This window comes from Pseudomonas sp. PDM18, assembly GCF_014852585.1.
Lineage (GTDB): Bacteria > Pseudomonadota > Gammaproteobacteria > Pseudomonadales > Pseudomonadaceae > Pseudomonas.
The window spans coordinates 49366-66635 of record NZ_JACVBX010000022.1 but is presented as its reverse complement, the minus strand read 5'-3'; the positions used below and the strand labels follow the sequence as shown (position 1 = coordinate 66635).

Annotated in this window: 13 protein-coding genes and 1 riboswitch; of the genes, 8 read left to right on the top strand and 5 right to left on the bottom strand. The window is 67.6% G+C overall.

Features of this window, described 5'->3' with window-relative positions:
- Positions 1-149 precede the first annotated feature (149 nt).
- From lapD to IB274_RS28655, 3 genes are all read right to left on the bottom strand, one after another.
- A complete protein-coding gene (gene lapD, locus IB274_RS28665) occupies positions 150-2093 on the bottom strand; it encodes a cyclic di-GMP receptor LapD (RefSeq protein ID WP_192436164.1) in 1944 nt (647 codons plus the stop codon).
- Between the two features lie 60 nt (positions 2094-2153).
- Positions 2154-2858: a cysteine protease LapG gene (lapG, locus tag IB274_RS28660; protein ID WP_192436163.1), complete on the bottom strand. Its 705-nt coding sequence runs from the start codon at positions 2856-2858 to the stop codon at positions 2154-2156.
- Positions 2859-3023: 165 nt separating this feature from the next.
- Positions 3024-4997 (bottom strand): alkyl/aryl-sulfatase, encoded by a 1974-nt coding sequence (locus IB274_RS28655; RefSeq protein ID WP_192436162.1) that lies wholly within the window; start codon positions 4995-4997, stop codon positions 3024-3026.
- Between the two features lie 97 nt (positions 4998-5094).
- Between IB274_RS28655 and IB274_RS28650 the strand changes: the two genes are divergently transcribed.
- Complete coding sequence (locus tag IB274_RS28650; RefSeq protein WP_192436161.1) at positions 5095-6006, top strand: LysR family transcriptional regulator; 912 nt, start codon at positions 5095-5097, stop codon at positions 6004-6006.
- Between the two features lie 3 nt (positions 6007-6009).
- Here IB274_RS28650 and IB274_RS28645 read toward each other — a convergent pair whose 3' ends face one another.
- Both IB274_RS28645 and IB274_RS28640 read right to left on the bottom strand, forming a co-directional pair.
- Positions 6010-6174, bottom strand: a complete 165-nt coding sequence (locus IB274_RS28645; RefSeq protein WP_167523272.1) for a hypothetical protein — start codon at positions 6172-6174, stop codon at positions 6010-6012.
- Positions 6175-6297: 123 nt separating this feature from the next.
- Positions 6298-6555, bottom strand: a complete 258-nt coding sequence (locus IB274_RS28640) for a DUF1145 domain-containing protein (protein ID WP_192436160.1) — start codon at positions 6553-6555, stop codon at positions 6298-6300.
- Between the two features lie 268 nt (positions 6556-6823).
- A riboswitch (guanidine-I (ykkC/yxkD leader) is annotated at positions 6824-6922 on the top strand.
- A 57-nt stretch (positions 6923-6979) separates the two neighbouring features.
- Here IB274_RS28640 and IB274_RS28635 point away from each other — a divergent pair.
- The 7 genes from IB274_RS28635 (at position 6980) to atzF (ending at position 17263) form a co-directional block, all read left to right on the top strand.
- A complete protein-coding gene (locus IB274_RS28635) occupies positions 6980-8044 on the top strand; it encodes a putative urea ABC transporter substrate-binding protein (protein WP_192436159.1) in 1065 nt (354 codons plus the stop codon).
- A gap of 117 nt (positions 8045-8161) precedes the next feature.
- Positions 8162-8977 carry an ABC transporter permease gene (locus IB274_RS28630; protein WP_192436158.1) on the top strand — a complete coding sequence of 272 codons (816 nt, stop codon included), beginning with the start codon at positions 8162-8164 and terminating at the stop codon, positions 8975-8977.
- The gene (locus IB274_RS28625; RefSeq protein WP_192436157.1) at positions 8974-9780 is read left to right on the top strand and encodes an ABC transporter ATP-binding protein; all 807 of its coding nucleotides are present in this window, start codon (positions 8974-8976) and stop codon (positions 9778-9780) included. The genes IB274_RS28630 and IB274_RS28625 overlap by 4 nt, the downstream gene beginning before the upstream one ends.
- Before the next feature lie 10 nt (positions 9781-9790).
- Positions 9791-10510, top strand: a complete 720-nt coding sequence (locus tag IB274_RS28620; RefSeq protein WP_192436156.1) for an urea amidolyase associated protein UAAP1 — start codon at positions 9791-9793, stop codon at positions 10508-10510.
- An 11-nt stretch (positions 10511-10521) separates the two neighbouring features.
- On the top strand, positions 10522-11157 hold the full coding sequence (locus tag IB274_RS28615; protein WP_081517598.1) for an urea amidolyase associated protein UAAP2: 636 nt from the start codon (positions 10522-10524) through the stop codon (positions 11155-11157).
- A 251-nt stretch (positions 11158-11408) separates the two neighbouring features.
- Positions 11409-15215, top strand: coding sequence for a 5-oxoprolinase/urea amidolyase family protein (locus tag IB274_RS28610; protein WP_192436155.1), 3807 nt, complete (start codon positions 11409-11411; stop codon positions 15213-15215).
- A 239-nt stretch (positions 15216-15454) separates the two neighbouring features.
- Positions 15455-17263 (top strand): allophanate hydrolase, encoded by a 1809-nt coding sequence (gene atzF, locus IB274_RS28605; RefSeq protein WP_192436154.1) that lies wholly within the window; start codon positions 15455-15457, stop codon positions 17261-17263.
- The last annotated feature ends 7 nt before the right edge of the window (positions 17264-17270 follow it).

Genomic DNA, 17270 nt, shown 5'->3' with positions numbered 1-17270 from the left:
CAAAAGATCGAGGCGCTGACCGTCCTCGCCCGCAAATTGGCCCGGATTGCCTTTGCCCTGATGACGACTCAGCAACCGTATCGGACTGCGGCCGATACGGTGGGGTAGACATAGAATCTCCTACGAAAAGCACCCCGCCCCGACATCTATCACCACGGCGCAGGCCCACCAAACAGCTGCCCCTGCACGCCCTGGATGCCCATCTCCTTCAGCACCCGGAATTCCCCCGCCGTCTCCACGCGCTCGGCGATCAACGGCAGGTCGATGCTGTGCGCCGCGCGCTGCATCGCCTCGATGAACAGGCGCTTGTCGTTCTCCTGGTCGATATGGCGGATGTGGCTGCCATCGACCTTGAGGTACGCCAGCCCCAGCCGTGCCAGGTTGCCGATCATGCTGAAGCGCCCGCCGAAGTGCTGCAGGCTCAGGCGATAACCCAGCTCGCCGAGGCGGCGGGTCAACGCTTCCAGCACTGGTTGCGCCGGCAACTGGTCTTCTTCCAGCTCCAGGGTCAGACGTCCGGCGAATTGCGGATGCTGGCGCAGCAGGTCGAACACGCGGGTGGTCGCCCACTCGTCGCGCAGCAGCGCAGCTGACAGGTTCAGCGCCAGCGGGCGGTTGTGCCTGGCCATATCCGCCAGCACGCTTTCGAGCATCAGCAGGTCCAGCCGCGCAGTCCAGCCGAAGCGGTCCAGCCAGGGCAGGAAGCGCCCGGCAGCGATGCTGCCGCCCTGCCCGTCCGGCAGGCGCGAGAGCACCTTGTAATGCAGTACTACCTGCGGGTCGGCGCAGGACACCACCGCCTGGAAGTGAAGCTGGAAGCGCTTGTGCATCAACGCCTCGTCCAGCAACTGGTGCCAGCTGTGGCGCTCCTCGGCGACCGGCTTGGCGCCGCCCTGGAGGAAGGCCCAGCAGCTGTCGTTCTGCCGCTCAGCCTGCACCAGCGCCTCGTCCGCGCGCTGCAACAGCGCCTGCGCCGACTCGCCGGAAACGAAGGGCACCAGCCCCAGGCAGGCGACCGGGCTCACATCGCTGGCACCGGTGGTAGCCAGTGCGGCAAGCATTCCTTCCAGGCGCATCGCCAAGGCTGGCGCGTCCTCGGGCATCAGCCCCGGCGCCAGCATCACGAACTCACCGCCACGGCTGCGCGCCAGGGTCAGACCGGAGCCCAGGCCCTGTCCGGACAGGCGCAGCTGGTCGGCCACCGCCTTGAGCAACTGGTCGACGCGCTGGCCGCCCAGGCGCTGGTTCAGTCCCGCGAGATCGTTGACCCGCAGTACCAGCAGCACGCCGCTGCTGACTTGGTCCTCGGCACTCAGCCGATTGTTCAGCTGCATATCGAAGAAGCGCCGGTTGCCCAGTCCGGTCAGGCTGTCCTGGTAGGCCTCGTCGCGCAGGCGCTCGCTGCGCTGGGCCTGTTCCTGGAACAGTGCCTTGAGCTTCTCCACCATCTGGTTCATCGCCTGCACCACGCGGCGCAGCTCAGGGGTGCGCGGCAGTTCCGGCAGGCTGAGGAATTCGCGGCGGGCGATGGCGTGGGACTGCGCCACCATGTAGTCCAGCGGCCTGAGCTGGCGACGCAGCAGGACGGCGCCGAGCACGGCGCTGGCAATGCCACAGAGCACCAGCCAGAGCAGGCTGCCCAATGTGCTCTGCCAGAGCTTGGCGATGGCGAACATCGGGTGGCTGAGCACCTCGACCCGCGCGGCCTGGGTCCAGCCACGGCTGACGATGGCGTCGCCGCCGGCGGAGTGCAGGTCGATCAGCGAGATGAACCACTGCGGCACCTTGGCCGCCACCGCGTCGGGCACCCCGGTGCGCTCTACCATCACCTTGCCGGAGGCCAGGTCGATCACGCGGATGCTCTCGTAGTAGCCACTGTCGAAGATCGAGCTGACCATCAGCTCGACCATCGCCGGGTCATCGATGTTCGGCGTCAACGACAGGCCCAGCGCGGTGGCCGCGTCCTGGGCGTGGGAGCGCAGCTGGTTGCCGTATTGCTCGCGCGAGCTTTCCAGGCTGACCATGAAGCTGCCGCTGAAGGCGACCACCAGGAACAGGCAGATGGCGATCAATAACTGTTTGAACAGGGACATCGTGTCTCCAGGCTCCCCCCGCGGGAGCTATTCGTGTCGGTGCAGCTATTCGTTCCGCGGCTACTCATCCAGAGGGAAGCCTTCGGCCTTCATCTTCTTCAGCAGGTCCTGCCAGCGCGACAGGCGCTTGCTGTCGCCCACCTGTTTGCCGCCGCCCGCGCCATTGCCGGCGAGCCACAGGCCCTCGCCGTTGAACGCGTAGACCGGCTGCAGGTCGCTGCGCTGGCTGGCCGGCAGGATGCTGCCGATCAGGTTGTCCAGCACCAGCGGCACGGCGTCGGGCCGCGGGTAATACGTGAGCACCATATGCGCCTGGTTCAGGCGCAGCGCCTTGACGTAGGTAATGCGCAGCTTCTGTGCCGGCACGCCCAGATGTCGCAGGCTGATGTACTTGGCGATGGCGAAATCCTCGCAATCGCCGGCGCCCTTGAGCAAGGCCTCCACCGGCGTGGCCCAGTAGTCCACTTCGTGCCAGAGGCTCAGGTCATCGGTGAAGCGCAGCTGGTCGTTGAAGAAGCGATTGACCGCCTGCAACTGGTCGCGCTCACTCGCCGTGGCCTGCTGCGCGAGCAGCTTCTGCCAAGCGTCGATGCGCACCTGGCCTTCGCCCAGCGGCCCATAGAGGCGCGTGGATTGCTGGCTGATCAGCCGGAAGTCCCATTCGGCCTGCTGCGCCACCGCCAGAACGCCGAGCGAAGTCGCCAGTACCAGGGCCAACGGCCCCAGCCAGCAACGACGCAGCATCCTGGTACAACGGCTGAGCATGATCGCGACGACTCGACTGCGAGCGCCGGCAACCAGCTGCCGGCGCAGGGGTCGCATGGTGCAGACTGGCCGCGAAAAAAACAATGGCACAATGCAATCATCGCAATGTGCCATCCAGGGGAGACGCGGCCTGGCGGGGAACCGGCCGCGTAGGTGGGGAAAGGATCAGCTCTTCTGCGGCGGAGTGACGATGTCGAACCAGAAGTTGAAGTCTTCCAGCATGCCGAACAGCTTGGCCAGCAGCAGCGGGTTGCCCGAGCTCTTGAGCTTGCCCTCGAACACCAGGCGCACCGGCGAGACCTGCTTGAGCATCAGGCGGTTGAGGTCGGCGCGGTCGATGGTCACGGTCTGCCCGGCGTTCTCGCTCTGCACGCCCTTGATGTTGTTCAGGTGCGAGTTCTTCAGTTCCAGCAGGTACTGCTCGTTCTTGTCCGGCAGCACCAGGTTGATGGCGAAGTCCTCACCCTCGGCCTTCTCCGCGTTCAGGCGCACGCCGAGGTAGTCGAACAGCAGGCCGGTGTCCATCGCCGCCAGCGCGTCGGGGCTACCCGACTTCATGGTCGGCAGGTCACGCGGCACGCCATTGCGCAGTTCCTGTGCGGCGGTCAGGTAGCTGTTGCGCCAGCCGGCGTTCTCCGCCTGGTATCCGAGCTGCTCCAGGGCGTCGGCCTGCAGGTTGCGCGCGGCCTGGTTGGTCGGGTCGGCGAAGACCAGCTTGTTGACCACCTCCACCACCCAGCGGTACTCGCCCTTGTCGAAGGACGCCTTGGCCATCTGCAGCAGGTGATCGGCACCGCCCATGAACTCGACGTACTTCACCGCCGAATCCTCCGGCGCCAGCGGGTTCAGCGTCGCCGGGTTGCTGTCGTAGTAGCCCAGGTACTTGTTCACCACCGCGCGCACGTTGTGGCTGACGCTGCCGTGGTAGCCTCGGTTGAACCACTCGTTGGCCAGCTCCGGCGGCACCTTCAGGCGCTCGTGGATCTGATTGATGGTCACCCCGTTGTTGGCCAGGTGCAGGGTCTGGTCGTTCAGGTAGCCGTACATGTCACGCTGCTTCTCCAGGGTGCGGACGATGTCCTCGTGCCCCCAGCGCGGCCAGTTGTGCACCGCGAACATCACCTCGGCCTTGTCGCCGAAATGGTGCAGCGCCTCGTTGATGTACTTGCTCCAGCCCAGCGGGTCGCGGGTCTCGGCGCCGCGCAGGGTGTAGAGGTTGTGCAGGGTGGCGGTGACGTTCTCGGCCATCAGCAGCGCTTTCTGCTGCGGGAGCCAGACGTTCATCTCCGCCGGCGATTCGGTGCCGGGGGTGTTCTGGAAGGTAACGGGGACGCCATCGATCTCCATCTCCACCAGCGAGCCGTCAACGGTCTTGGTCGGCGCGATGATGCTCATCGGGCCGTGGGCGACCGCCTTGCCGATGGCCATGTCGACGTGGCCTTCCGGCCCCGGCGGCAGCATGGTGCCGTACTGGTAGGTGGCACGGCGCAGCATGGCGTTGCCGGCCAGCACGTTCTCCTTGATCGCCGCCTCCATGAAGCCCTTGGGCGCGATGATCTGCACCTCGCCCTTGTCCACCTGCTCCTGGCTGACCAGGCCCTTCACGCCGCCGAAGTGGTCGATGTGCGCATGGCTGTAGATGATTGCGCGGATCGGCTTCTGCCCCAACTCCTGGCTCACCAGGGCGTAGGCGGCCTTGGCAGTCGCCGGGGTGGTCAGGGTGTCGATGACGATCCAGCCGGACTTGCCTTCGATAAAGGTGGTGTTGGCGAGGTCGAAACCGCGCACCTGGTAGATGCCGTCGGTGACCTTGAACAGGCCGTAGCTGAGGTTCAGCTGGGCCTGGCGCATCAGGCTCGGGTTGACGCTGGCGACGTCCTTCGCGGCCTTGAGGAAATCGTAGCCACCCAGCTGCCAGGCGACCGTGCCGTCCTCGTTCTTGATCACGAGGTTCTCGGGGCGCTTGATCAGGCCCTTCTCCACCCGCTCGAAGTCGGCGCGGTCACTGAACGGCAGCGACTGACGCACCTGCTCCTGCGCAGCCTGGGTGAAGGAAGTCGGGGGCTTGGGCTGTTCGGCGGCGACCAGCAGGCCGGGGCAGAGGCTGGCGAGCAGCACGGCAGCGGAAAGACGGGACATCGGAGGGCTCCGGTATTTGTTGTTGTGCTCGCACTATGCCGGCCGTCGCGCTAATAATTCCAATGCATTCCAATTTAACAATCAATGCAGGAAGCGCATGAGCGATCTCCGCCAGCTACGCCACTTCGTCGCCCTCGCCGAACACGGTCACTTCGCCCGCGCCGCCGATGCGGTGAATCTTAGTCAACCCGCCCTGTCGCGGAGCATCCAGGCGCTGGAGGGCCAGCTGAGCTGCCAACTGGTGGACCGCAATCCGCGTGGCGTCACCCTCACCGCCCATGGCCGGCTGGTGCTGGAACACGCGCGCCGCCTGCTGGCCGGCGACCGCGCGCTGAAGAATGCGGTGCTGCAACTGGCGGACCTGGAGACCGGCGAACTACGCCTGGGCGCCGGGCCCTTCCCCGGCGCGCGGCTGATGCCGCAGGTGCTCGCACGCTACAGCAGCGCGCACCCGAAGGTATCGGTGCTGCTCTCCATCGAGAACTGGAGCGAGCTGCACCAGCGTCTGCTGGACGACGAACTGGAGCTGTTCATCGCCGACTACCGCGAACTCGAAGGCGACAACCGCCTCGACATCCTGCCGCTGCGGGTTCACCGGGGCGTGCTGTTCTGCCGGCCGGGGCATCCGCTGATCGGCAGCGCACCCTCGGTGAAGCGCGTGCTGGACTATCCGCTGGCCGGCCCGCGCCTGCCGCGCGACGCCCACGAAGGATTGGCGCGCACCCTCGGCCGCGAGCAGCCGCTGAGCGTGCAGTGCGATGACGTGCTGATGCTCAAGGAACTGGTGAAAGGCAGCGACGTGCTCTGCCTGGCGACCTGGGATGTAGTGGCCGCGGATGTCCAGGCCGGCAGCCTGGCGGTACTGCCATGGCCGGGCAGCAGCGCGGTTGCCGGGCGCGGCTCAGCCTATGCGCTGGTACGCCATGCCAGCCGCAGCCTGTCGCCTGCGGCCAGCCAGTTCGTCGAGTTGTTGCTGGAGGAAGACGCGGCGTTCAACGCCGCGTCGTGAGGCTCAACGGCGCCAGCCCTGGTAGGGGCCACCGTAATAGGCCGGCGGCGGTGCCGGACGATAGTAGTGCGGCCGGTCATGCCAGCCACCACGGTCATGGTCATGCTCGTAGACCACGCAGCCGGTCAACGGAAGGATCATCAGTACAGCAGCGAAGAAACGACGCATGGCGCCTCCATCAGGCGAGCCGGCCGCCCCGCCGGGGTGCGGGGCGTACATTCTTCCGGTCTCACAAGATCAGACATGTCTGTCAGAAGGCGGTGCCGCGTCGAAAGGTAAAGCTTGGGTAAATCAGCCGTTTACAGTTTCCAGGCGGCGCAGCTTGCGGCTCTGCAGGTGCAGCACACCGAACAGCAGCACCTGCACCTGCTCCAGCCAGGAACGCCGGCGCGCCAGCAACAGCACCTCGCCCACGTGGGCCACCAGCAGGATCACGGAGAGCCACAGCAGCGGGCGATGCAGCTCGCCGAACGGGTAGATCAGGTTGAGCACGGCGGCGACCCAGAACATGGTCAGCGCGCCCTTGGCGAAGCTCAGCAATTCGGACATGGCGATGGATTCCTCAAGGTGACGGTGACTGCAGTCTGCCGCCCGGCACGCCCCGCCCGCTCCTGCCTTTCGACTGGCCCACACGCACCAGGATGCGGCGCCGCGCTTCATTTGAGGGCGGGCAAACGCCCCGGCTTGCAGCGAAACATCCGCCCCGCTCCAGCGCAGCCCTTCTGTACCGGCACTTTCGCCAACTTGGCACGCCGCTCGCTTGGTATCGAGAGTGCAGGAACGATCCGAAGCATTCGGACAGCGGCACCACAATCCGACAATGGATGACTAGGGTTCCGGCTCGCGCAGCGAGTGACTGGTCCGAGAGTCATCGACCTCCAGCGAGGTTACACGGCGGGACAAAAGCCCGGGAGACGAGAGCGACAAGTGCCGCCCGACTCCTGCCTGCCCGACAATCGACTGGAGATGCTCCATGCGCAAGCCCCTTTTGACCGCCCTGTTCGCCGCCGGCCTCGCCGCCTTCAGCCTCTCAGCCTCCGCCGCCGCGAAGAACAGCTTCAACCTCTGCTGGACCATCTACGCCGGCTGGATGCCCTGGGAGTACGCGGCCAGCCACGGCATCGTCGACAAGTGGGCAAAGAAATACGGCATCGAGATCAAGGTCACCCAGCTCAACGACTACATCGAGTCGATCAACCAGTACACCGCGGGCCAGTTCGACGGCTGCACCATGACCAACATGGACGCCCTGACCATCCCCGCCGCCGGCGGCGTCGACTCCACCGCGCTGATCGTCAGCGACTTCTCCAACGGCAACGACGGCATCGTCATCAAGGGCGAAGGCAAGACGCTGGCCGACCTCAAGGGCATGAACGTCAACCTGGTGGAGCTGTCCGTCTCCCACTACCTGCTCGCCCGCGCCCTGGAGAACGCCCGCCTCAGCGAGAAGGACGTGAAGACGGTGAACACCTCCGACGCCGACATCGCCGCCGCCTTCAACACCGACGACGTGCAGGCCGTGACCACCTGGAACCCGATGCTCGCCGAGGCGCGCGCCAAGCCGGGCACCACCGAGGTATTCAACTCCAGCAAGGTCCCCGGCGAGATCATGGACATGATGGTGGTCAACAGCGCGGTCCTGAAAGACAACCCCGCCCTGGGCAAGGCGCTGACCGGCGCCTGGTTCGAAACCGTGGCGCTGATGCAGGGCGAAAGCGCCGAGACTCGCGCCGCGCTGGAGCACATGGCCAAGGCCTCGGGCACTGACCTCGCCGGCTACCAGAGCCAGCTCGCCACCACCAAACTGTTTGCCACGCCCAAGGAAGCCCTGGCCTTCGCCACCAGCCCGAAACTGCCGGCGACCATGGACAAGGTCGCGGCCTTCTCCTTCGCCCACGGCCTGCTCGGCGAGGGCGCTAAAAGCGCCGAAGCGGTCGGCATGAGCTTCGCCGGCGGCCTCACCACCGGTGACGCGCAGAACCTCAAGCTGCGCTTCGACCCGACCTACGTGCAGATGGCGGCGGACGGGAAGCTCTGAACTCCGCACCGTTCCCACTCGTAGGGCGAATAACCGCTTGCGGTTATCCGCCGTCCGGACGACACGGCGGATGACGCGTTCCGCGTTATGCGCCCTACGAACCGATAGGTACGCCCCATGCGCCTGATCAACCGAACCCCCGACCGCAGCGGCCGCCTGTTTCTGGTGCTGCTGCCCTTCGCCCTGCTGCTGTTCGCCTACTTTGCAGGCTCGACGGCGCGGCTGGCGGAGAACCCCAACGACAAGTTGCTGCCCAGCGCCGCGCAGATGGCCGACGCGGTAAACCGCCTGGCCTTCAGTGAAGACAAGCGCACCGGCGACGTGCTGTTCTGGCAGGACACCGGCGCCAGCCTGCAACGCCTTGGGATGGGCCTTTCCATTGCCGCCCTGCTCGGCCTGGTGCTGGGCATCGCCGCCGGCAGCGTGCCGCTGTTCGGTGCGCCGCTCTCGCCGCTGCTCACCGTACTGTCGATGATTCCGCCGCTGGCGATCCTGCCGGTGCTGTTCATCGTCTTCGGCCTCGGCGAGCTGTCCAAGGTGGTGCTGATCGTCATCGGCGTCGCCCCCTGCATCGCCCGCGACATCGAACAGCGCGCCCGGGAAATCCCCCGCGAACTGCTGATCAAGGCGCAGACCCTGGGCGCCAGCACCTGGACGCTGATCCTGCGCGTAGTGCTGCCACAACTGATGCCGCGCCTGCTCATCTCCCTGCGCCTGATGCTCGGCTCGGCCTGGCTGTTCCTCATCGCCGCCGAGGCCATCGCCTCCACCGATGGCCTGGGCTACCGCATCTTCCTGGTGCGCCGCTACCTGGCCATGGACGTGATCCTGCCCTATGTGGTGTGGATCACCGCGCTGGCCTGGCTGATGGACTGGGCGCTGCGCGCGCTCACCCGACGCGCCTTCCCCTGGTACGAAGGAGCCAAGGCATGAGCTTCATCCAGGTGAAGAACGTCTGGCAGGAATACGCCGGCAACGTGGTGCTCGAACGCCTGAATCTCGAGGTGAAAGAAGGCGAGTTCTGCACCCTGGTCGGCGCCTCCGGCTGCGGCAAGTCCACCTTCCTGCGCCTGCTGCTCGGCCAGGAGGGGCCCAGCCGCGGCGAGCTGCTGCTCGAAGGCCAGCCGCTGGCCGCAGAACCCGACCCGAGCCGTGGCGTGGTGTTCCAGCGCTACTCGGTATTCCCACATCTTTCCGTACTCGACAACGTCGCCCTTGGCCTGGAACTGCCGCGCTCGCCGCTGCTCGGCCGGCTGTTCGGCGCAGCCAAGCGCGAGGCCCGCGAGCAGGCCGCCGAACTGCTCAAGCGCGTCGGCCTCGGCCACGCGCTGCAGCAGTACCCGAGTGCCCTGTCCGGCGGCATGCAGCAACGCCTGGCGATTGCCCAGGCGCTGGTGATGAAGCCGCGCGTACTGCTTCTCGACGAACCCTTCGGCGCGCTGGACCCGGGCATCCGCAAGGACATGCACGCCCTGCTGCTGGAGCTGTGGCAGGAAACCCGGCTCACCGTATTCATGGTCACCCACGACCTCGCCGAGGGCTTCAGCCTGGGCACCCGCCTGCTGGTCTTCGACAAGGTCCGCCACGACCCGCAGGCACCCAACGCCTACGGCGCCCGCATCACCTACGACATCCCGCTCAACGCCGACCGCCGGGCCGCCCGCACCGCCCTGCCGGCCACGCTCGCGGCGCGCCTGCAACCCGCCGCCGAGCCCGCGATCACGCCGGCCTACTAAGGAGCCCGCCATGAACGAACTGCGCACCACCCTCTATGAAGAAACCGCCCCCGGCGGCGGCCACACCTCCTTCGTCCTCAAGCGCGGCCAGTTGCTGCGCCTGACCGACCTGGAAGGCGGTGGCAACGCCAGCGTTCTGCTGTTCAACGCCGCCGAGAAAAGCGAGCGGCTGAACCTGCCCGACAGCCTCAAGTGCCAGCACACCGCGCGGCTCACCGCCGGCCACTGCCTGTACTCGGACATGGGCCGCGTGCTGGCCGCCATCACCGCCGACAGCTGCGGCTGGCACGACAGCTTCGGCGGCGTGCTGAACGCCGCCGAGGTGCAGGAGAAATACGGCGCGGGCCGCTACCAGGAACTGCGCAACGGCTTCCACCGCAACGGCGTGGACAACCTGCTGGTGGAAATGGGCAAGTGGGACATGCGCCTGCAGGACCTGCTGATGTGCCTGAACCTGTTCAGCCGCGTGGACGTCGACGCCGACGGCTGCTTCCGCTTCGCCCAGGGCAACTCAAAAGCCGGCGACTACGTCGAGCTCTACGCGCCGATGGACACCCTTGTCGTGCTCACCGCCCTGCAACACCCGCTGGACCCGAACCCGCAGTACGCGCCCAAGCCCATCGGCCTGACCTGGCAGCAGGTCGCGTCCGACGGCATCAGCGTGCTCTGCCGCACTTCCCGCGCGGAGAACGGCCGCGGCTTCCACAACACCGAACGCCAGTACCTGTAAGGAGCGCGAGCATGCCCATCGTCCCCAGCGACAAACACCCCGAAGCCTGCGTCTCGCGCACCCTGATCCCGGCCGGCGAACCCAGCCTCACCGAACTCAAGGCCGGGCAGACCTTGCGCATCCTCGACCTGGAAGGCAACCAGGCGGTGGACACGCTGTTCTTCAGCGCCGCCAACCCGCGCGAGCGCTACGACGTGCAGCGCACCCTGCGCAAGCAGGGGCAGGTCTACCTCAGCGCCGGCAGCGTGCTCTGGTCCAACCTCGGCAACCCGATGCTGACCATCAGCGCCGACACCTGCGGCCGCCACGACACCCTCGGCGGCGCCTGCGCCCAGGAGAGCAACACCGTGCGCTACGCCCTGGACAAGCGCTACATGCACAGCTGCCGCGACAACTTCCTGCGCGCCAGCCTGCACGATGGCCGCCTGACCAAGGCCGACATCAGCCACAACATCAACTTCTTCATGAACGTGCCGGTCACCGCCGAAGGCGGCCTGACCTTCGAAGACGGCATCTCCGGTGCCGGCAAGTACGTCGAGCTGCTCGCGCACATGGATGTCATCGTCCTGATCTCCAACTGCCCGCAGCTCAACAACCCCTGCAACGGCTGGAACCCGACCCCGGCGGAGTTGCTGGTATGGGACTGACCGCGCGCCTGCGCCAGTGGCTGCTCGCGCTCTGCCAGAGCCGCAGCGCCCAATGCAGCCCGACGCTGAGAACCTGCAGGAGCGAGGGGGACGCCATCGTTATTGCTCGCGAACAGACCTCGCCCGAGCGCCGGAGCTAGGCGGGGCTCGCGAGCAAGCTCGCTCCTACGAAGAGCACTTCAGCGCCACGGACGACCATGGCGCGCACCGAATGACGGCGGGACGGCCCGCCACCCCATGGGGACGCCCTCATGTTCGACAAGCTCCTGATCGCCAACCGCGGCGCCATCGCCTGCCGCATCCTGCGCACCCTTCGTGAGCTGCAAGTAGAGGGCGTGGCCGTCTACTCCGAAGCCGACGCCGCCAGCCTGCACATCCAGCAGGCCGACCAGGCCATCAGCCTCGGCGAAGGCCCCGCGTCGAGCACCTACCTGGTGGTCGAGAAGATTCTCCAGGCTGCCCGCGACAGCGGCGCGACAGCGATCCACCCCGGCTACGGATTCCTCTCCGAGAACGCCGCCTTCGCCGAAGCCTGCGAGGCCGCCGACATCGCCTTCGTCGGCCCGACGCCGGAACAGCTGCGCCTGTTCGGCCTCAAGCACACCGCCCGCGCGCTGGCTCGTGAACAGGGCGTGCCGATGCTCGAAGGCACCGACCTGCTGGAAAACCTCGACGCCGCCCTGCTTGCCGGCGAGCAAGTCGGCTACCCGGTGATGCTCAAGAGCACCGCCGGCGGCGGCGGCATCGGCATGCGCGTGTGCCGCTCGGCGGACGAGCTGCGCGACGCCTTCGATGCGGTGAAGCGCCTGGGGCAGAACAACTTCAGCGACTCCGGCGTGTTCATCGAGAAGTACATCCAGCGCGCCCGCCACCTGGAAGTGCAGGTGTTCGGCGATGGCCAGGGCGAAGTGATTGCCCTCGGCGTGCGCGACTGCTCGGTGCAGCGGCGCAACCAGAAGGTGCTGGAAGAAACCCCGGCGCCCAACCTGCCCGCCGGCATGGCCGAAGCCCTGTGCGCGGCGGCGATCCAGCTGGCGAAAGCCGTCAGCTACCGCAGCGCCGGCACCGTGGAATTCGTCTACGACAGCGAGGCGCAGCGCTTCTACTTCCTCGAAGTGAACACCCGCCTGCAGGTGGAGCATGGCGTCACCGAACAGGTCTGGGGCGTCGACCTGGTTCGCTGGATGATCGAGCTGGCCGCCGGCGACCTGCCGCCCCTGGCCGAACTCGCGGCCACGCTGAAACCCAGCGGCCACGCCATCCAGGCGCGCCTCTACGCCGAAGACCCCGGCCGCGACTTCCAGCCCTGCCCCGGCCTGCTCACCGCCGTGCACTTCCCGCCGGCCGACGGCAAGGCGCTGCGCATCGACACCTGGGTCGAAGCCGGCTGCGAGATTCCGCCCTACTTCGACCCGATGATCGCCAAGCTCATCGCTTGGGCGCCGAGCCGCGAGCAGGCCAGCGCAGGCCTCGATCGCGCCCTCGGCGACAGCCAGCTGCACGGCGTGGAATGCAACCGCGACTACCTGCGGCAGATTCTGGCGGACGCTCCCTTCGCCGGCGGCTCGCCCTGGACCCGCTGCCTGGAAGGCCTGCGCTACCGCGCGCAGACCTTCGAAGTGCTCAGCGCCGGCACCCAGACCAGCGTGCAGGACTACCCCGGCCGCCTTGGCTACTGGGCCGTGGGCGTGCCACCGTCCGGGCCGATGGACGACCGCGCGCTGCGCCTGGGCAACGCCCTGCTGGGCAACTCCGAAGGCGCCGCCGCGCTGGAAATCACCATGAGCGGCCCGACCCTGCGCTTCAACACCGACGCAGTGGTAGCCATCACCGGCGCGGCGCTGCCGATCAGCCTGGATGGCGTCGAGCAGCCGATGAACACTTCGCTGTTCATCGCCGCCGGTTCCACCCTCAGCCTCGGCACCGTTGGCGGCGCTGGCGCGCGCAGTTACCTGTGCCTGCGCGGCGGCCTGCAGGTGCCGGATTACCTGGGCAGCAAGAGCACCTTCACCCTCGGCCAGTTCGGCGGCCACGGCGGCCGCGCCCTGCGCGCCGGCGATGTGCTGCACCTGGCGGAACTGGCAGACAACAGCCACGGAGCCAGCCTGCCGCCCGAGCTGCGCACCGAGCTGCCCGCCGTGCGGCAGATTCGTGTGATCTATGGGCCCCACGGTGCGCCGGAATATTTCACTCCGGCCTACATCGACACCTTCTTCGCCACCGACTGGGAAGTGCACTTCAACTCCAGCCGCACCGGCGTGCGCCTGATCGGCCCGAAGCCGGAGTGGGTGCGCGAGAGCGGCGGCGAGGCAGGCCTGCACCCGTCGAACATCCACGACAATCCCTACGCCATCGGCGCGGTGGACTTCACCGGCGACATGCCGGTGATCCTCGGCCCGGATGGCCCGAGCCTGGGCGGCTTCGTCTGCCCGGTGACGGTGATCGAAGCCGACCTCTGGCAACTCGGCCAGCTCAAGGCCGGGGACAAGGTGCGGTTCCTTCCGGTGGATATCGCCACGGCTCGCGACTTGGCGGCTCTTCGTAGGATCGAGGGGGGCGCCTCAGCCCTTGCTCGCGAACAGAGTTCCGCCTGGCACTCCAGTGACATGCGGTTCGCGAGCAAGCTCGCTCCTACAGAGCAGCCCAACTCCGCTGCCGCCGGTTCCCCCTCACCCCAACCCTCTCCCAAAGGGAGAGGGGGCAGTACGGAGCTGCCGGCGATTGCCGTGCTATCCGGCCACACGGACAGCCCCCTCTCCCGCTTGCGGGAGAGGGCGGGGGGTGAGGGCGGCCCGAGCGCCAGTCTCACCTCCCCCATCGTTCTCGACCTCGGCCAGGACGACACCCGCCTGGTCGCCCGCCTCTCCGGCGACACCCACCTGCTGCTGGAAATCGGCCAGCCCGAGCTGGACCTGGTCCTGCGCTTCCGCGCCCACGCGCTGATGCAGGCGCTGGAAGCGAAAGCCCTGGCCGGCGTAATCGACCTTACCCCCGGCATCCGCTCGCTGCAGGTCCACTACCAGCCGGAGACCTTGACGCTGCAGAGCCTGCTGGAAACCGTCGCCGGCCTGTGGGACGCCGTCTGCGCCGCGCAGGACCTCAAGGTGCCTTCGCGCATCGTGCACCTGCCGCTGTCCTGGGACGACCCGGCCTGCCAGCTGGCCATCGAGAAGTACATGACCACCGTGCGCAAGGACGCGCCCTGGTGCCCGAGCAACCTGGAATTCATCCGCCGCATCAACGAGCTGCCGGATCTGGAGGCGGTCTACCGCACTGTCTTCGAAGCCAGCTACCTGGTGATGGGCCTGGGCGACGTCTACCTCGGAGCACCGGTGGCCACGCCGCTGGACCCGCGCCACCGCCTGGTGACCACCAAGTACAACCCGGCACGCACCTGGACTGCGGAAAACTCCGTGGGCATCGGTGGCGCGTACATGTGCGTCTACGGCATGGAGGGCCCCGGCGGCTACCAGTTCGTCGGCCGCACCCTGCAGATGTGGAACCGCTACCGCGAAGTCGCGGCGTTCGATGGCAAGCCCTGGCTGCTGCGCTTCTTCGACCAGGTACGGTTCTACCCGGTGTCCGCCGAGGAGCTGCTGCGCATCCGCCGCGACTTCCCGCTCGGCCGCTACCCGCTGCGCATCGAGCACAGCGAACTGTGCCTGGCTGACTATCAGCAGTTCCTCGCCGAGGACGCCGACAGCATCGCCGCCTTCCGCAACCACCAGCGCGCCGCCTTCGATGCCGAGCGCGAGCGCTGGATCGCCTCCGGCCAGGCGCACTTCGAGAGCGAGGAAGCTGCCGTCGACACAGGCGAGGACGCCCCGCTCGGCGCCGGCCAGCACGCCGTCGAAAGCCACATCGCCGGCAACCTCTGGCAGGTGCAGGTGGAAGCTGGCGCCAGCGTGAAGGCCGGCGACATCCTGGTGATCCTCGAATCCATGAAGATGGAAATCCCCCTCACCGCCCCGCGCGACGGCGTGGTGCGCGAGGTCCGCGTGCAGCCCGGCTCGCCGGTGCGCGCCGGGCAGCGGGTGGTGGTGATGGAGGAGGCTTGAGCTGAAGTGAGCCTACGTTGCGAAGAGCCCCTCACCCTAACCCTCTCCCAGGGGGAGAGGGGACAGTTCGGAGTGAGGCTCAGCACGGGATCAACCTGAATCCACCGCTCTCTCCGCCGAGCGAGTCGTGGTTCGAACCCAACACCACGCCGGACTGCTCCTCCCCCTCGCCCTCCGGGAGAGGGCCGGGGTGAGGGCAATCCGAGCGAAGAACTGACAGGCCCAAAGGAACACCGACCATGCCCACCACCTTCGACCTCCGCCTCGCCACCCTGCGCGCCGCCTACCGCGAATGCCGCGCCTCGCCGCGCCAGCTGATCGCCGGGCTGCGCAACAAGGCCGCCGCGCTGAACCCGGACTACCACCTGTTCATCCACCTGCTGAGCCTGGAGGAGCTGGAGCCCTACCTCGCTGCGCTGGACGAGAAGTCCCCCGAAGCGCTGCCGCTCTACGGCATCCCCTTCGCCATCAAGGACAACATCGACCTCGCCGGCATCCCCACCACCGCCGCCTGCCCGGCCTTCGCCTACACGCCGAAGACCTCGGCGACGCTGGTGCAGCAACTGATCGACCTGGGCGCCATCCCGCTGGGCAAGACCAACCTCGACCAGTTCGCCACCGGCCTCAACGGCACCCGCTCGCCCTATGGCGAATGCCGCAACAGCGTGCTGCCGGAGTACCCCTCCGGCGGGTCAAGCGCCGGTTCCTCGCTGGCCGTGGCGCTGGGCGTGGCGAGCTTCGCCCTGGGCACCGACACCGCCGGCTCCGGCCGTGTGCCGGCGGCACTCAACGGCCTGCTGGGGCTCAAGCCGAGCAAGGGCCTGCTGTCCAATACCGGACTGGTCCCGGCCTGCCGCACCCTTGACTGCATCACCTACTTCACCGCCAGCGCCGCCGAGGCTAGCGAGCTGCTGGGCCTCACCGCCCGGCTCGATCCGCTGGATGGCTACAGCCGCGCCAATCCCGCCTGGAACGACACCAGCGCCTTCGGCACGCCGAAACCCTTCCGCTTCGGCGTGCCGCGTGCCGACCAGCTGGAATTCTTCGGCTGCCACGAAGGCCCGGTGCTGTTCACCGACGCCCTCGACCAGCTCAAGGCGCTGGGCGGCGAGGCTCGGGAAATCGACTTCGCGCCCTTCCTCGAAGCCGCGCGCCTGCTCTACGAAGGTCCGTGGGTGGCCGAGCGCTACAGCGTGGCGGGCGAGCTGATCGAGCGCGACCCACAAGCCGTGCTGCCGGTGATCCGCGACGTGCTGGCGAAAGCTCCCGGCGCCACTGCCGTGCAGGCGTTCCGCGCGCAGTACCGGCTGCAGGAGCTCAAGGCACAGTGCGACGTGATCCTCGCCGATCTCGACTGCGTGCTGACGCCCACCATCGGCCGCCCGGTGACCCTGGACGAGCTGCACGCCGAACCGGTGAAGCGCAATTCCGATCTGGGCTACTACACCAACTTCATGAACCTGCTGGACTACGCCGCCGTCGCCGTGCCCAGCGCGATCATGGGCAACGGCCTGCCCTGGGGCGTGACGCTGTTCGGCCGCGCCTTCACCGACCAGTACCTGCTCGGCGTGGCAGACGCCCTGCAGCGCCGGCACAACCTGCCGCTCTCCGGCGGCAACGCCATCGCACCCTCCTCCTCCGCCAACGCTGCGCGCAACGACCGCGCGCGCCTGGTGGTATGCGGCGCGCATCTAAATGGCCTGGCGCTGAACTGGCAGCTGCGCCAGCGCGGCGCTCGCCTGCTGCGCGCCACCCAAAGTGCCCCGGCTTACAAGCTCTATGCCCTGGCCGGAGGCCCGCCGCTGCGCCCCGGCATGCTGCGCGTGGCCGACGGAGGCGTGGCCATCGAAGTGGAAGTCTGGGAACTGCCCAGCGCCGAACTGGGCTCCTTCCTCACCGGCATCCCGGCGCCGCTGGGGCTGGGCAAGGTGCAGCTGGAAGACGGCAGCTGGGAGACCGGCTTCATCTGCGACCCCTGGGGCCTGGAGGGCGCCGAGGACATCAGCCGCTTCGGCGGCTGGCGGGCCTGGCTGCAGAGCCGTAGCTGATCGCGGC

Coding starts and splice junctions, on each gene's coding strand:
- atzF (WP_192436154.1), top strand. CDS start 15,455: ATGCCCACCACCTTCGACCTCCGCCTCGCCACCCTGCGCGCCGCCTAC.
- IB274_RS28610 (WP_192436155.1), top strand. CDS start 11,409: ATGTTCGACAAGCTCCTGATCGCCAACCGCGGCGCCATCGCCTGCCGC.
- IB274_RS28630 (WP_192436158.1), top strand. CDS start 8,162: ATGCGCCTGATCAACCGAACCCCCGACCGCAGCGGCCGCCTGTTTCTG.
- IB274_RS28615 (WP_081517598.1), top strand. CDS start 10,522: ATGCCCATCGTCCCCAGCGACAAACACCCCGAAGCCTGCGTCTCGCGC.
- IB274_RS28655 (WP_192436162.1), bottom strand. CDS start 4,997: ATGTCCCGTCTTTCCGCTGCCGTGCTGCTCGCCAGCCTCTGCCCCGGC.
- IB274_RS28625 (WP_192436157.1), top strand. CDS start 8,974: ATGAGCTTCATCCAGGTGAAGAACGTCTGGCAGGAATACGCCGGCAAC.
- IB274_RS28650 (WP_192436161.1), top strand. CDS start 5,095: ATGAGCGATCTCCGCCAGCTACGCCACTTCGTCGCCCTCGCCGAACAC.
- IB274_RS28635 (WP_192436159.1), top strand. CDS start 6,980: ATGCGCAAGCCCCTTTTGACCGCCCTGTTCGCCGCCGGCCTCGCCGCC.
- lapD (WP_192436164.1), bottom strand. CDS start 2,093: ATGTCCCTGTTCAAACAGTTATTGATCGCCATCTGCCTGTTCCTGGTG.
- lapG (WP_192436163.1), bottom strand. CDS start 2,858: ATGCTCAGCCGTTGTACCAGGATGCTGCGTCGTTGCTGGCTGGGGCCG.
- IB274_RS28620 (WP_192436156.1), top strand. CDS start 9,791: ATGAACGAACTGCGCACCACCCTCTATGAAGAAACCGCCCCCGGCGGC.
- IB274_RS28640 (WP_192436160.1), bottom strand. CDS start 6,555: ATGTCCGAATTGCTGAGCTTCGCCAAGGGCGCGCTGACCATGTTCTGG.
- IB274_RS28645 (WP_167523272.1), bottom strand. CDS start 6,174: ATGCGTCGTTTCTTCGCTGCTGTACTGATGATCCTTCCGTTGACCGGC.